This window comes from Herbaspirillum sp. B65 (assembly GCF_000333555.1).
In the GTDB taxonomy this organism is placed as follows: Bacteria; Pseudomonadota; Gammaproteobacteria; order Burkholderiales; family Burkholderiaceae_D; genus Herbaspirillum; species Herbaspirillum rubrisubalbicans.
In genome coordinates this window covers 1-14432 of sequence record NZ_BADI01000842.1, presented here as the reverse complement: position 1 = coordinate 14432, position 14432 = coordinate 1, and the positions used below count along the sequence as shown (strand labels likewise).

General features: G+C 60.9%; 8 protein-coding genes and 1 pseudogene. 3 read left to right on the top strand and 6 right to left on the bottom strand.

Annotation, left to right across the window (positions count from 1 at the left end):
* A partial coding sequence (gabT, locus tag I5W_RS20085) for a 4-aminobutyrate--2-oxoglutarate transaminase (RefSeq protein ID WP_044530555.1) occupies window positions 1-979 on the bottom strand: 979 nt, incomplete at its 3' end.
* A 137-nt stretch (window positions 980-1116) separates the two neighbouring features.
* On the opposite strand from gabT, the gene pdxR reads away from it, so the two are divergent.
* On the top strand, window positions 1117-2697 hold the full coding sequence (pdxR, locus tag I5W_RS20080; RefSeq protein WP_044530554.1) for a MocR-like pyridoxine biosynthesis transcription factor PdxR: 1581 nt from the start codon (window positions 1117-1119) through the stop codon (window positions 2695-2697).
* Window positions 2698-2721: 24 nt separating this feature from the next.
* Here the strand turns inward: pdxR and I5W_RS20075 are convergent.
* Window positions 2722-4016: pseudogene (locus I5W_RS20075) on the bottom strand (aspartate carbamoyltransferase).
* 255 nt (window positions 4017-4271) lie between these two features.
* On the opposite strand from I5W_RS20075, the gene I5W_RS20070 reads away from it, so the two are divergent.
* Both I5W_RS20070 and I5W_RS20065 read left to right on the top strand, forming a co-directional pair.
* Window positions 4272-5273, top strand: coding sequence for a zinc-binding alcohol dehydrogenase family protein (locus tag I5W_RS20070; protein WP_044530553.1), 1002 nt, complete (start codon window positions 4272-4274; stop codon window positions 5271-5273).
* Window positions 5274-5412: 139 nt separating this feature from the next.
* Window positions 5413-6735 (top strand): hemolysin family protein, encoded by a 1323-nt coding sequence (locus tag I5W_RS20065; RefSeq protein WP_044530552.1) that lies wholly within the window; start codon window positions 5413-5415, stop codon window positions 6733-6735.
* Window positions 6736-6773: 38 nt separating this feature from the next.
* Here the strand turns inward: I5W_RS20065 and I5W_RS20060 are convergent, their stop codons facing one another.
* The 4 genes from I5W_RS20060 to I5W_RS32155 all read right to left on the bottom strand — a co-directional run bounded on the left by I5W_RS20060 (window position 6774) and on the right by I5W_RS32155 (window position 14055).
* Window positions 6774-7475 (bottom strand): YecA/YgfB family protein, encoded by a 702-nt coding sequence (locus I5W_RS20060; RefSeq protein WP_044530551.1) that lies wholly within the window; start codon window positions 7473-7475, stop codon window positions 6774-6776.
* Window positions 7476-7605: 130 nt separating this feature from the next.
* Window positions 7606-8013 (bottom strand): helix-turn-helix domain-containing protein, encoded by a 408-nt coding sequence (locus tag I5W_RS20055; RefSeq protein ID WP_044530550.1) that lies wholly within the window; start codon window positions 8011-8013, stop codon window positions 7606-7608.
* A 57-nt stretch (window positions 8014-8070) separates the two neighbouring features.
* The gene (locus I5W_RS20050; protein WP_017451204.1) at window positions 8071-8325 is read right to left on the bottom strand and encodes a hypothetical protein; all 255 of its coding nucleotides are present in this window, start codon (window positions 8323-8325) and stop codon (window positions 8071-8073) included.
* A 99-nt stretch (window positions 8326-8424) separates the two neighbouring features.
* Window positions 8425-14055, bottom strand: a complete 5631-nt coding sequence (locus I5W_RS32155) for a hypothetical protein (protein ID WP_217284459.1) — start codon at window positions 14053-14055, stop codon at window positions 8425-8427.
* Window positions 14056-14432 lie beyond the last annotated feature (377 nt).

The following is a 14432-nucleotide window of genomic DNA, read 5'->3' as shown; positions in this document are numbered from 1 at the left end:
CACGGGCCACCAGCTTTTCTTCTTCCATCACGTCCAGCACGGCCAGGGCCGACGCCACTGCCATGGGGTTGCCGGCATAGGTGCCTCCCAGGCCACCTGGGGCCGGTGCATCCATGATCTCGGCACGACCGTTGACCGCCGACAGCGGCATCCCGCCGGCCAGGCTCTTGGCCATGGTCATCAGGTCGGGCAGCACGTCGTAGTGTTCCATGGCAAACAGCTTGCCGGTACGGCCATAGCCGGACTGCACTTCATCGGCGATCAACAGGATGCCGTGCTCATCGCAGATGGCGCGCAGGCCGCGCATGAAGTCGGCTGGCGCCGCGTAGAAACCGCCTTCGCCCTGCACCGGTTCCAGAATGATGGCGGCCACGCGCTTGGCTTCGATATCGCTCTTGAAGAGACCCTTGACCGCTTCCAGCGCATCCTCGGTGCTGATGCCGTTCAAGGCGCTCGGGTAGGGCGCGTGGAACACGTCGCCGGGGAAGGGGCCGAAGCCCAGCTTGTAGGGCGCGACCTTGCCGGTCAATGCCATGCCCATCATGGTGCGGCCATGGAAGCCGCCGGCAAAGGCGATCACGCCCGGACGGCCAGTGTAGGCGCGGGCGATCTTGATGGCGTTTTCCACGGCTTCGGCGCCGGTGGAGAAGAAGGCGGTCTTCTTCGGATAGTTACCGGGGGTCACCGCGTTGATGCGCTCGGCCAGTTCCACATAGCTGGCGTAGGGCACGATCTGGTAGGCGGTGTGGGTGAATTTTTCCATCTGCGCGCGCATGGCGTCGAGCAGCTTGGGGTGGCGATGGCCAGTGTTGAGCACGGCGATGCCCGCGGCGAAGTCGATGAAGCGGCGGCCCTCGACGTCCCACAACTCGGCATTGGCCGCGCGCTCGGCGTAGAAGTCGCACATCACACCCACGCCGCGCGGGGTCGCGGCATTCTTTCGTTGTTGCAGCTCTTGGTTGTTGGCCTTGCTGGTCATAGCTTGCTCCGTTCTTGCTTCGTTGAGTGGCGCCGCGGCGGCGCAGGAAATTACTGCCGAATGCTGAGTTCGGAAACAATATAAAACTCCAGTGGCACTGTAATATAGAGCCAATTTCAAATATTTGATGGTGCCACTTGAAACTCGCCTCCTTGTCCGACTATCTGCTGCTGCGCATCAATCGTCCCGCCGCCAAGGCCACCCCGGGCAAAGGCAAGGTCGCCAGTGCCCGTGAAAGCAGTGCAGCGAAAATTGCCAAAACTGCCAAGACATCCGGCGCCAGCACCCCCGTCAATCGCCAGATCTACCAGTTGATCCGCGAAGCCATCCTGGCCCATACCCTGCCGGCCGGGATGCAATTGCCTTCTTCACGCGACCTGGCGCTGGAGCTGGGCACCTCGCGCAACACCGTGACCTACGCCTACGAGCAATTGCTGGCCGAGGGTTACCTGGAGAGTCGCACCGGGGCCGGTACCTTCGTGGCCGACACGGCGCCGGACCAGATCCCCGAAGCGGTAGAGCGGGTCGAGCCCTTGACCGACCCGTCCGGCAAATCCGAACTGTCCGCGCGCGGTGCGCTGCTCACGCGTCAGGCCGGGGTGGGGGAACGTCAATGGGGCGCGTTCATGCCGGGTGTGCCGGATGTGACCTGCGTGCCGCACAAGATCTGGGGTCGCCTGCAGAACAAGCATTGGCGTCGTTCCAATTCCGACCTGCTGACCTACGGCCCCGGTGCCGGCTATGCCGGCCTGCGCGAGCAGATCGCCGAATACCTGCGGGTGGCGCGCTCGGTCAACTGCACCCCTTCGCAGGTGCTCATCACCACAGGCATCCACCAGTCCATCGACATCGTGGTCAAGCTGCTGGGTGAACATGGCGATACCGCCTGGGTGGAAGATCCCTGCTACTGGGGCACACGTAGCGTGCTCAATTCACTGGGCATCCAATCGGTGCCCATCGCGGTGGATCAGGAAGGAATGCGGATGCGCCTGGCCAACCTGCGCCGGCCACCGCGCTTCATCTGTACCACGCCCTCGCACCAGTATCCGCTGGGCATGGTGATGAGCCTGTCGCGGCGGCGCATGTTGCTGGAGTATGCGGCCACCCACAAGGTGTGGATCATCGAGGATGACTACGACAGCGAATTCCGCTACGGTGGCCGCCCGCTGGCCTCGCTGCAGGGCATGGATACCCAGGACCGGGTGCTGTACATGGGCACCTTCAGCAAGATCATGTTCCCCGGCTTGCGCATCGGTTTCCTGGTGGTGCCGGAGTCGCTGGCCCAGGCCTTTGCCACCGGCATCGCCGAACTGTATCGCAATGGTCAGGTGTTCCTGCAGGCCACGCTGGCCGACTTCATGGCCGAAGGCCATTTCGCCTCGCACATCCGCAAGATGCGCGTGCTCTACGCCGAGCGGCTGCAATTGCTGCAGCAATCCATCAACCGTCACTTCGGCGAGAAGATGACCATCACCGGTGGCGAAGCGGGACTGCACCTGGTGCTGGGCCTGCCGCAGGAGTGCGATGACGTGCTCATCTGTGAACAGGCCTTGCAGGCCGGCATCGTGGTGCGCCCGCTGTCGCGCTACTACATGCACGCACGCGGCGCGCGGCGGGGGCTGTTGCTGGGCTATGCCAGCGTGCCCAATGACGAGATCGCGCGCGCCTTCGACAAGCTGGCCGCAGTGATCAAGCCGCATCTGGCGGGCGCAGGGTGACGCGCGAAGCGGCTATCGCCCGCTTCAAAGGTCCAGGTCTTCCGCGGGGAAGTCGTTTGGCCCCAGCGTCGCAGGCACGGCCCACAGGGCATCGCGCAGGGAACGCTGGACCTGGTTCTCCACCCCCAGCAGGGTGGCAAAGATGGCCATGCGTACCGGCACGCCGTTATCGGTTGCCGGAAGATCGCCAGGCGCGCATCGCCATCCAGGTCGGTATGCAGATCGTGCGCGCCGGGCCGGCTGTCGCGCGGCAGGGGATGCATCACGATGACATCGGGCCGGCCATGCTGGTCGACCAGTTTCTTATTGATCTCGAAGGCGGCCAGGAAGTCATCGATCTTCTCGCCGGTGAGGCGTTCGCGCTGGATGCGGGTGGTGTAGATCACATCGGCGTCGGGCAGCGCATGGGTCAGCGCATCGGTGGACGTGACGGTGTGGCCGTGGGCGGCGATGCGCTTGACGATCTCGGCCGGCATTTCCAGCGAGGGCGGCGAGACCAGGGTGAAACGCATGTTTCGGTACAGCGACAGCAGCTTGATCAGGGAGTGCGCGGTGCGGCCGTATTTCAGGTCGCCGGTGATGACGATGTGGGCCCCATCGACCAGCTTGCCCAGGCGCGAGAATTCGCGCTGCACCGTATAGAGGTCGATCAAGGCCTGGGTCGGATGTTCGCCCGCGCCATCGCCGCCATTGATCAGCGGCACCTGCGTGGCGGCCGCAAACTGCGCCACCGATCCCTGCTCGGGATGACGCACCACGATCACATCGGCATAGCCGCTCACGGTGCGGCTGGTATCGGCGATGGACTCGCCCTTGGCCATGGAGGAATAGGTGAACCCGGTCGTATCGCACACCGAGCCGCCCAGGCGCATGAAGGCCGAGGCGAAGCTCAGGCGGGTACGGGTGCTGGCCTCGAAGAACAGATTGGCCAGCACGGCCCCCTCCAGCACCCGCGACACCTTGCGGCGCCGGGCAATGGGTTGCATGACGTCGGCCAGCATGAAGAGGTGCTCGGCCGAGTCGCGGCTGAACTGGTCCACTGACAGCAGGTGGCTGAGACGACCGAAGGGCGCGGGGGTGGCGGTGCTTGCTGCGGTGGCGTCTGCAATTGCCGATCCGCCGGGATGGCTGGCCGCCAGGATCTCGGAAATGAAGCGCCTGGCCATTTCCGGCATGGCGCGGAATTCGCCGGAGTCGTCGGGCAGTAGCCAGGTGTCCAGTGCGCGCTTGGTGCAGCCGATGCGCTGGGCCAGGCTTTCCCGGGTCAGGTTGAGGATGCGCATTGCGTCGCGCAGGAAGACTTGTTGGGGGAGGTTCATGCGCCAATAATATACGCAATGCGTATTTAATTCAAATTAATTCAAATGAAAATACGCAATGTGTCGTTGTTGCGTGTTTGACCTGCTGTCACCACGCATTTTCGTCCCCGCGATGAAAGTCTTTCTGCCGCCAGGGGCTGGTGGTGGCCCCTCGTGCTGTCTAACATTTAGCTTCATATCGCGTTACGAGGCCAAGCCGGTACGCAGCGTGTATCGCCTATGCCCATCTTTTTGCTTCATATAAAAGGATTTTCCATGCAAGCCATCCTCACCAATCCGCAAGCCCCTGCCATCAACGATCCCGCCGCGCTGGCCGCGACCACCTTGTCCGATCCGGTCCCCGGCGAGCATGACCTGCTGGTGGAGGTCAAGGCCATCTCCGTCAATCCGGTCGATACCAAGGTCCGTGCCAGCGCCAAGGAAGCCCGCGTGCTGGGCTGGGACGTCAGCGGCGTGGTGCGCGCCGTGGGGGCGTCGGTGCGCCTGTTTGCGCCGGGCGATGAAGTCTTCTACGCCGGCGACATCACCCGGCCCGGCGCCAACAGTTCCCTGCACGTGGTGGATGAACGCATCGTCGGCCGCAAGCCGGCCAGCCTCGGCCATGCTGACGCCGCCGCCATCCCGCTGACCGCCATCACCGCCTGGGAACTGCTGTTCGACCGGGTCGGCGTGGCCGAAGGACAGGGGCAGGGGCGTCGCCTGCTCATCATTGGCGCTGCCGGCGGGGTGGGATCGATGCTGACCCAACTGGCCAGCAAGCTCACCCGACTGACCGTCATCGGCACCGCCTCGCGCCAGGAAACCGCGCAATGGGTCAGCGCCCTGGGCGCGCACCACGTGATCGACCATCGCCAGCCCTTCAAGCCGCAACTGGAGCAGCTCGGCCTGCCCGAGGTGGATATCGTCATCAGCCTGACCCATACCGACTCCCACTATGCGCAGATCATCGAGGTGCTGGCCCCGCAAGGCCAACTGGCCTTGATCGACGACCCGGCCAGCCTGGACGCGGTGCCGCTCAAGCGCAAGAGCATTTCGCTGCATTGGGAAATGATGTTCACCCGTTCCATGTTCCAGACCGCAGATATGATCCAGCAACATGAACTGCTGCAACGGGTGGCGCAACTGCTGGACGATGGCGTGTTGCGCACCACCACCGGCGAGCATTACGGACGCATCAGCGCCGAGAACCTGCGACGGGCACATGCGCTGTTGGAGTCGGGTAAGGCGAAGGGGAAGATCGTGCTGGAGGGTTTTTGAGCCATGCCTGAGCTTCATTTGCACGGGTGATTATCGATGTGACAATAAATTCGGTTCCTGTCGCCACCCATGTTAAATTACGGAGTCCGGGCCGGGTCATGGTGTCCGGGCCCTTTGACAACCCCGATAGGAACCCTCGTTGGAAAACATATTGCTGATCGTCGCAGCCTTCTTCCTGGTTGCGTTGAACGGTTTTTTCGTTGCAGCAGAATTCAGTCTGGTCAAGTTGCGTCAAACGCGCATCCGGGCCATCGCAAAAACACAAGGCTTGCGCGGTCGTATCCTGGCCGTGGTCCATAATCAGCTGGATGCCTATCTCTCCGCCTGTCAATTGGGCATCACCCTGGCCTCGCTGGGCCTGGGCTGGATCGGTGAACCGGCCTTCGCCCGCTTGCTCGAACCGATCTTCACCTTGCTCGGCGTGAGCAACCAGGAGCTGATCCACGGTGTCTCCTTCGTGTTCGCCTTCCTCGTCATTTCCTTCCTGCACATCGTGGCCGGCGAGCTGGCCCCCAAATCGATGGCCATCCGCAGCCCCGAGAAGCTGGGCCTGTGGTGCGCAGTGCCCTTGTATGGCTTCTACTGGGGTATGTATCCGCTGATCTGGATCTTGAACGCCAGCTCCAACTGGCTCTTGCGCGTGGCCGGCCTGGGTGCGGCGCATGGGCATGACGCCCATTATTCTTCGGACGAACTCAAGCTCATCCTGCGCGCTGGTGGCCGCAGCGGCAAGAGCGGCAAGTTCACCCGCGACGAATGGAACGTGCTGGCGCAAAGCCTGAACTTTGCCGAGTTGGATGTTGCTGACATCATGCGCCCGGCCAGCGAGATCGTGGCCCTGGGCGACGACAAGAGCCTGGAAGAAAACCTCGACATCATCTACCGCAACCGTTATTCCCGCTATCCCTACTTCGACGCCGAGCGCCAGCAGGTGCTGGGCCTGGTGCATTTGAAGGATGTGTTCCTGGCGCAGCAGGATGGGCGCGCCATCAGCAACCTGAAGGATTACCTGCGCCCGGTGCAGTTCATCTCCCCGGCCTTGCCGGCGCTGGACTTGCTGCGACGCTTCCGCACCGGGATGCCGCACTTCGCCATCATCGGCAAGAAGGGCCAGTCGCCGCTGGGTTTCATCACTCTAGACAATATGTTGAGCCTCCTGGTGGGCGAGATCCGCGACGAATTTCGCCATAACACTGGTGAGTGGAGCCGCCAGGATGATGGCACTCTACTGGGCAAGGGCAGCCTGCCCATCGTCACGCTGGAAAACATGCTGGGCATCGATATCGACTATGACGACAGCATCGACTCGGTCGGTGGCCTGGTGATGGAGAAGTTGGGCGACTTGCCCAAGGAAGGCCAGAAGATCGAGTTCGCCGCCTTCGACGTGGTCATCAAGCGCATGTCGGGGCCCAAGATCGTGCTGGTGAAGGTATATCCGAAGGTGGGGGAAGTGCGTGAGTAGGGGCCAATCCTAACATCCCTTGACCCGCCAACCTGGCCTCAATGTATCGTCGGCGCACCCGCAGCACAGCAATACTTGTACTTGCGCCCACTGCCACACGGGCAGGGATCATTTCTGTTTATCTTGGGGCTGGTTCTGCGTGATGTCATTCGCACGGCCGCGCGGCGATGTGGCACGAAGTAGCGATAGATGTGCGTCACGCTCACAATCATGGCTTGCAGCACCGCATCGCGTTTGTCTGGCGTAATGGCAGGCGGGCGCAGGTTCGGATCGGGGTCATGCTCATGGACCAGGGCGAAGATGGGGAGCATGAACTCGCCGAATTCTTCACTCTCTAGCAGTTCTTCCCAGGCGCCGAGCCGACAGTGGACCCCGTGCATGAAGCCCTGCGCCCAGTCGTTGCCGTGGGCCATGCCGTGCTCATCTTGCAGCAGCACGGGCAGATAGACCGAATCTTCTTCAAGCGTGCGCGCCAGGGTGGATGCAATCGTATTCCAGTGCCGCATGATCAAGCCGAGAATATCGCTGGCCTCCTCCTGGTTTTCAAAGGGGGCCTCTTCTCCCAGAAGCTGGGGCAGATATTCACTCGGGAGCACCGCCTCCGGGCCGCAAATCAGCGCAGCGAAATAGCCATCGAGCAGTTCGATGTTCATCCCCGGTGAACCGGCTTCTTCCAGGAACTCTCCGAGTCGGTCCAGTTCGTCGTCGTTCAGCGGTTGTTGTAGCAGGTGGTTATGCATGAAACTTCTTTCATCAATGGAAGACAGCGCAAGAGACAGTCGCGCTCAAGATAGATCGGGTTCACATGAACTTTTCTACCCCGCGATCAAGCCGTAAGGCTACGCTGAACTTGGGTCTTTTGTGAAGGCGTCAAGCGCCTTCGTTCGGATCTTGAATCGTATCTTGAGTCGGGTCTTGAATCGTCATCTGCCGCTTTCTCGTTTCCCGCCCCTCCACCAGAAAACTCGCGGTATACATCAACAATGCCTTGCCGTCCGTATCGGCGCGCTGGTAGTCGGCCACCAGCGTCTTGATTTCGCGCTTGAGCAAGGTCGTGGTCAGCGCGCTCTGGCCGCTTAACAACCAGTTCAGATCGATACCGAACTGCGCGCGCATCCCTTGCAACAGCTTGCTGCCGGGCACGCAGCGACCCCGTTCGATCTGGCAGATGTGGTTGGGGGCGGTCTCCAGCGCGCGGGCGAAGAGACGTTGGCTGATCCCCATCTTCAGGCGGATGAGGCGGATGCGTTGGCCGATGGCGAGTTTATGCTGATCCATGAGGTGGGGCTGATCCTTGTGGGCGGTGACGGCGAGAGGGGCGCGAAGCTGCCGCGGCTAGTGAACAGGCCTGAACCATCCCGAGGGCTGGGTCAGGGCGCAATACCAGTAGTCGGGATCAGTCAGCACGGGCAGAGACACGGCGGCGTCATCAAGCTCCAGCAGCACGATGAGCTGGCCCGTATCGGTTCGCTCCGGTCCGCTTAACCAGGCGCGGTCTTCCTGCCGCGCCCACAAACGCTCCACCAGCATGGGCAGATCCTCGTTGCCGGGCCGCCAGAAGTCGCGACCGTCGCCGATTTTCCTGGACATACATTGGCTCTCCTTCCTTTCTTTGTTTCGATGATGAGACCGGCAGCAGCACCCGGCCCGTGGAGCATGGGCCGGGTGCTGCTGCCTACCGAGGCTGACTCAGACGCCAAAGATCGTCTGCGTATTGGCTGGGTTGTAGAGCAGGTTTTGCAGCGTCAGCGTATAGGTCTGCGTACGGCTACCCGCCCCATCCAGATCCACCGTCAACGTCGTGCTGTTATTGGGGCCGGCGGCGACGCTTTGGACGAAGCTGTTAAAGTTGGCCGCCGTGATGGTCTGCCCCGCCACCAGCACCTTGTCCAGGCCCAGTTGGAAATCGGTCACCGTGGCGCTGAAGTTGCCGGTTTTTCCGAAGGCGCCCAGCATCAGCGTGTCGGCGCCGGCGCCCGTGGTGACCGTGGATGAACTGCTTGCCGGCGCACTCAGGATCATGTCGTCGTTGCCATTGCCACCGCGAATGTTGCCCATGGATTGCGCAGCCCAATACCAGCCCAGCGCCGCATCCTTGATGACTGAGGTCTGGCCGCTGTAGGCGCTGCCTTCGGTCACGTTGGTGACCGCCACCGTCAGGTCTCGATACAAGCCCGGTGCAAGCAGGTTGGACCCGGCTTGCAAGGTAAAGCTGCTGGTGCTTGCGTTGTCCGTGGTTTCGAGCTCGAAGATGTCGAAGCCCAGCGTCTTGCCCCCCAGGCTGATGGACACCAGATACTTCTGCTTGCCAGCAAGCTCAGGCGTGTTGATGCGGCCAGTGAAGATCAATCCCTTGTCATAAACACCGTTGTTACCCGGATCGGTGACGGAGGTGTAGCTCTTGCCATCCAGCAGAACGGGCTTGGCTTTGGCATCCGCATCATAGGACGCCTTGACCTTGAGGTCGGTCAAGACTGGTACTTTCATTTCGGCGCCAACGTTGACCGTCACCGCCTCCACCGTCTGTGACGTGGCCCCCGAGGTCGAGGTGTACTTGCTCACGATCTTATGTTCGCCCTCCGACAGGCTGGTGTTGACCTTCAGGTTCAATGTACCGGACGCGACGTCGGCGCTGTCCAGCGTCTTGCTGGCCAGCAGCTTGTTGTCCTCGTAGAGCGCAATCACGTCGCCTATTCTCACATTGGCGCTGCCATAAGTGACCGCAATGGTGGGCGTGCTGTTGGCACTGGTAGTGGTGGTCTGGTAGAGCAAACGAATGTTGCCCATATCGTAGGCGCCCTCGTTCTTAGTGTTGGTACCGTCGAAACGGTACATGTCAGTTTCAGTGAGAGAGTGAAAACTCGTGTCGCTTTTTAGCTTCAGGTCACCATTCACAGTGGTGAACTTCACTTTGACTCCTTTAACGTTTGTGTGCGACTGATGGGGGACGGCAATTGGGCTATCGATGACCGGCGTCGCACCAAAGGTGGTATAGCTGCGATATTGGCTCAAGATGGAGTCCGCAGACCCGGAGATACCTGGGCCGCCCCAATCGCTGGAGATGGCTTTGAGCGCCGTCAAGAACGTCTCCCTGGTGAAGCCCGGCGGGAGCGGAAGAGTGACGCTCTCGCCCGGCGCGAGGTTGTGCTTAAAGTGGTCGCTGGTGTCGCCCAGATTATCGTTCAGCGTCAACATGCCGAAACTGATCTGGTTGCCGGTCTCGACCTTGCTGGCCGAAAGTGTGGGCGCGGTGCGGGTGTCGATGCGCAAGGTGGGTCGCACAAAAATACTGGTGTTGCCCGCCATATCAGTCAAGGTCAGCTGGAAGAGCCGATCCGTGAGATCGGTCGAGGTGCTCTTGAGACGCAGAGCGTCCAGGATGGCCTTGGTTTCGATGCTGTTGAGCGCCTCGCCGGAGCTCTTGCTTAAGGTCAATAGCCTGGCGCTGGGATTGCCACTCGGTGCCGTCATTGTGTAGCGCAACTGGGGAATTCCACTGAGTTTCGCCGTTCCGTTGCTATCCGCAATTAAGGGAATGTCGACGCCTGTGGTCGCTATGCCCAAGGATTCCAGGGTTCTTCCGGCCGCAAGGAAGTATTCCAGCCTGATGTTTTGAATGTCGGAGGCAGCAGCCAAGGCAATGTTCTTGGGGAGCAGACCGGTTCCTGCGGCCATGCTGGTTGCAGCAACGGTCGTGGTGACATCGGCCTGGATTCCGCCCGTGCTGTCGTCCAGGTCCAGTATCGGGGGGCGCTGGGTATCAAGGATCAGGCGGGTTGTAGAGACTACGCCCTTTGTCCCATCCGCCTGGAACAGACGCAATTCGGCCACGCGTTCCCCATCCTTGGCAGCGGTGTTGGACAAGGCCAGTGCTTCGACGATGGACTTGACTTCTGCGCCGGTCAAGGCCGTGCCTGCGGTCTTGACGATGTTGAGAGTGCGAAGGGATGCATCATAGGAATAGCTCAGGCCCGCGATGCCGCCGATGGTCTTGTTCCTGACAGTGGCCAGTGAGCTAGCCAGGTTCAGCGCGATATCGAGCTTCAGCTTGTCGTTGGCGATATCCAGGCCTGCACCCGAGAGCTTGACTTCCAGTCCACGGATGTCGATGGCGCTGGGCGCGGCAATCTGGTTGTCGAAGGTCACGCCACTGACTAGGTTGGATGCCGAAGTGACATAGCGGGTGGAGTTGAATTGCGTACCTGCTGTGACTGGATCAAGGTCGATCCACAATGCATCGTTACTGATCGACAGTGTCGCAGTGGCCGGGAGGGTGGCGATATTGGAAGCATCCGCCAAGCTGACCGTCATGGTGCGATCACCTGGTGTAGCGAAAACGTTTTTCAGTCTGATGCTACGGATAATTGGGTTGAGTACATCGTTCGACGCGAATGCGGCACCAGTGGCATTGTCGATGATCAAGGTCCGGGTGTTCGCGTCGTAGTTGAAACGCAGATTAGTCGCTGTGCCGAAGGAGACGCCCGATGCACTCCAAGAGCTATTGAGCGCCATTTCGCTGTGTAACAGGAGCTTGTCATTGACTACATCCAGCCCACTCCCGCCAAAAATCACTTTGAGTTTATAGACTTGATCGGTAGTGTGCCTGACGTATGCATCTGCGGCTGGCGCGAACGCGGTTCCTACCCCCAAGATTCCTAACGCCATGGTGGAGGTTGCTACGATGCGCGATGCGGATGTTTGAATCCCTTCCGTGAATTCATCCAGGTCAACACCAGCAATCACCACCGTTGCCGATGTCGGTGCTCCGCTGGTCACAGCGTTCTTGTCCAAGGTGACATTGCCGGCTACATCCGTTTGCTGCGTGTAAACCGTACCGCCGTTCTGGTTCCCGAATGCACCGTACACCTCGACGCCTTCAAGTCGCCGGCTGTTCGCGGACACGCCGTTGTTGAGCAGTCGCTGCGCTTGAATATCCGAAGCTCTTCCGCTGTTGGCATTCCAGGTGGTCACGCTGTTTACATACAGGTGCGTGCCGCGGTCGGAGTCGCGGGCGCCCTGGTACCACTCATCACTTCCGGTGGTACGGGAGATGATGAAGTCGCCGTTGAGGGGAGCCCAGACGTACCAGGTCTGGCCGTCCCTGGTCATGCTGTACACTTCTCGATTGCTATTGAGCAAGGCAGTACCCGTGGCAACGAAGTCATTGCTGAAGGCATTCGTGCTGGAAAGACGTGCAGCTTCGGCAGCGGTGACCAGCGTGTAGATGCCGTTGGCATTACTGCTGCGTCCATCGGCCTGGAGCAATCCGCTCACGCGCAAGCTTCCCCGCACTTCCATACTCCATGCGCCGGTGGCCGAGGCAGTCGTCGTGCCCAACGTGAGCGTGCCGCTCTTGAGCGTGATGGTGGCGTTGGCTTCTGCACCGGTGCCACTGTAAGTGAACTTCGCAGCAGCCCTGTCCTGTCCTGTTAGGGTGAAAGTCGGATAGCTTACGGTCGTATCCAGCGTGAAATCCAGTACGTTGGCATCTATCAGCGTGCCGGTATTGTCGGTGACCTTGATGGCATCGCTCGTATTGCCCAAGCGATCCAAAACCCTGACCTTGAAGAGCTTCCGGCCTTCGCCTGTCAGCGAAATCTCTGCACTGTTATTGGTGAGGGTGGGGCCGTTGTTCCAGGTGGCGCCGTTGTCGCCACTCCATTGCCAGCCCCCCCCGGCCTCGAGGTTGGTGATGCTGATCTTGAGGGTGCCATTGCTGGTGTTCTTGTCATTGGCGTCGCGACCAGTGTCCTTCACCAACGTTACCTCGGGCTTTGCAGTTGGCGCGGTCGTATCCAACGTGAATGCCAATGCCTCGCTGGTGCTCTGGTTGCCTGCTGCGTCAGTCTGGCGCACCACCACGCTTTTGGCGCCGTCGTTGCCTTCCGGCAGATTAAAGCTGCTGCCGGTGAAGCTGACCCAGTCGCCGAGTCCGTTGATCTGGTATTCGCGCAGCGTGGCAGAGTCGTCCAGGCCCGTAACGCTGATTGTGCGGTCCTTGCTATAGCGCACGCTATCGCCAACGAAGGTCGTGATGCCGGCGTTGGAGAGTACCGCCTTGGTCGGTGCAGTGGTATCGAGCTTGAAGTTGATGCTGGCGATGGCGCCTTCGTTGCCGGCCTTGTCGATTTCACGCACTTCCACCGTCTTGACCACGCCATTCTTGTCGGCGTTGGCTGCATTGCTGACGGAGATTTTGCCGTTGCTGGTCTGGTCTTGCCAGGTGCCGCCATCGATACGGTATTGCCACTTGGCGTTGGCGGTCGCTTCCAGGTTCTTGACCGTGACGGATCCTGTCCTGGTCAAGGCTGGTGTGTTGCCGCTGGCGGCCACGCTGACCTGATCCAGCTCCAGCGTGGGGGCCACGGGGGCGGTGGTATCGAGCGTGAAGCTCAAGCTGGCGATAGCGCCTTCGTTGCCGGCCTTGTCGATTTCACGCACTTCGACCGTTTTGACCGCGCCATTCTTGTCGGCGTTGGCAGCATTGCTGACGGAGATTTTGCCGTTGCTGGTCTGGTCTTGCCAGGTGCCGCCATCGATACGGTATTGCCACTTGGCGTTGGTGGTCGCTTCCAGATTCTTCACGCTGACCGATCCGGTCCTGGTCAAGGCCGGCGTGCTGCCGCTAGCGGCTACGCTGATCTGATCCAGTTCCAGCGTGGGGGCCACGGGGGCGGCGGTATCGAGCTTGAATTCCAGTACCTCGCTGGTGCTCTGGTTACCGGCTGCGTCGGTCTGGCGCACCACGATGCGCTTGTTGCCGTCATCACCCGGCAGGACAAAGCTGCTGCCGGTGAATGCGGTCCAGTCGCCACCGTTGATCTGGTATTCGCGTAAGGTAGCAGAGCTGTCCAAGCCAGCGTCAACGCTGACGGTGCGCTGCTTGCTGTAGCTCACGCCAACGAAGGTCGTGATGCCGGCGTTGGAGAGTACCGCCTTGGTCGGTGCGGTGGTGTCGAGCTTGAAGCGGATGCTGGAGACGGCGCCATCGTTGCCGGCCTTGTCGATCTCATACACTTCGACCGTCCTGATCGTACCGTCCTTGTCACTGCCGGCCGGGTTGGTGACGCTAATGCGGCTATCGGCGGTCTGGTCTTGCCAGGTGCCACCATCGATACGGTATTTCCACTTGGCGTTGGTGGTTGCTTCCAGGTTCTTGACCGTGAGCGATCCGGTCCTGGTCAAGGCCGGGGTGTCGCCGCTGGCAGCCACGCTGACCTGATCCAGTTCTAGCGTGGGGGCCACGGGGCCAATTGTATCGAGCGTGAAGCTTAAGCTGGCGATGGCGCCTTCGTTACCGGCCTTGTCGATTTCACGCACTTCCACCGTCTTGAGTGCGCCATTCTTGTTGGCGTTGGCTGCATTGCTGACGGAGATTTTGCCATTGGTGGTCTGGTCTTGCCAGGTGCCGCCATCGATACGGTATTTCCACTTGGCGTTGGTGGTTGCTTCCAGGTTCTTGACCGTGACGGATCCTGTCCTGGTCAAGGCTGGTGTGTTGCCGCTGGCGGCCACGCTGACCTGATCCAGCTCCAGCGTGGGGGCCACGGGGGCGGTGGTATCGAGCGTGAAGCTCAAGCTGGCGATAGCGCCTTCGTTGCCGGCCTTGTCGATTTCACGCACTTCGACCGTTTTGACCGCGCCATTCTTGTCGGCGTTGGCAGCATTGCTGACGGAGATTTTGCCGTTGCTGGTCT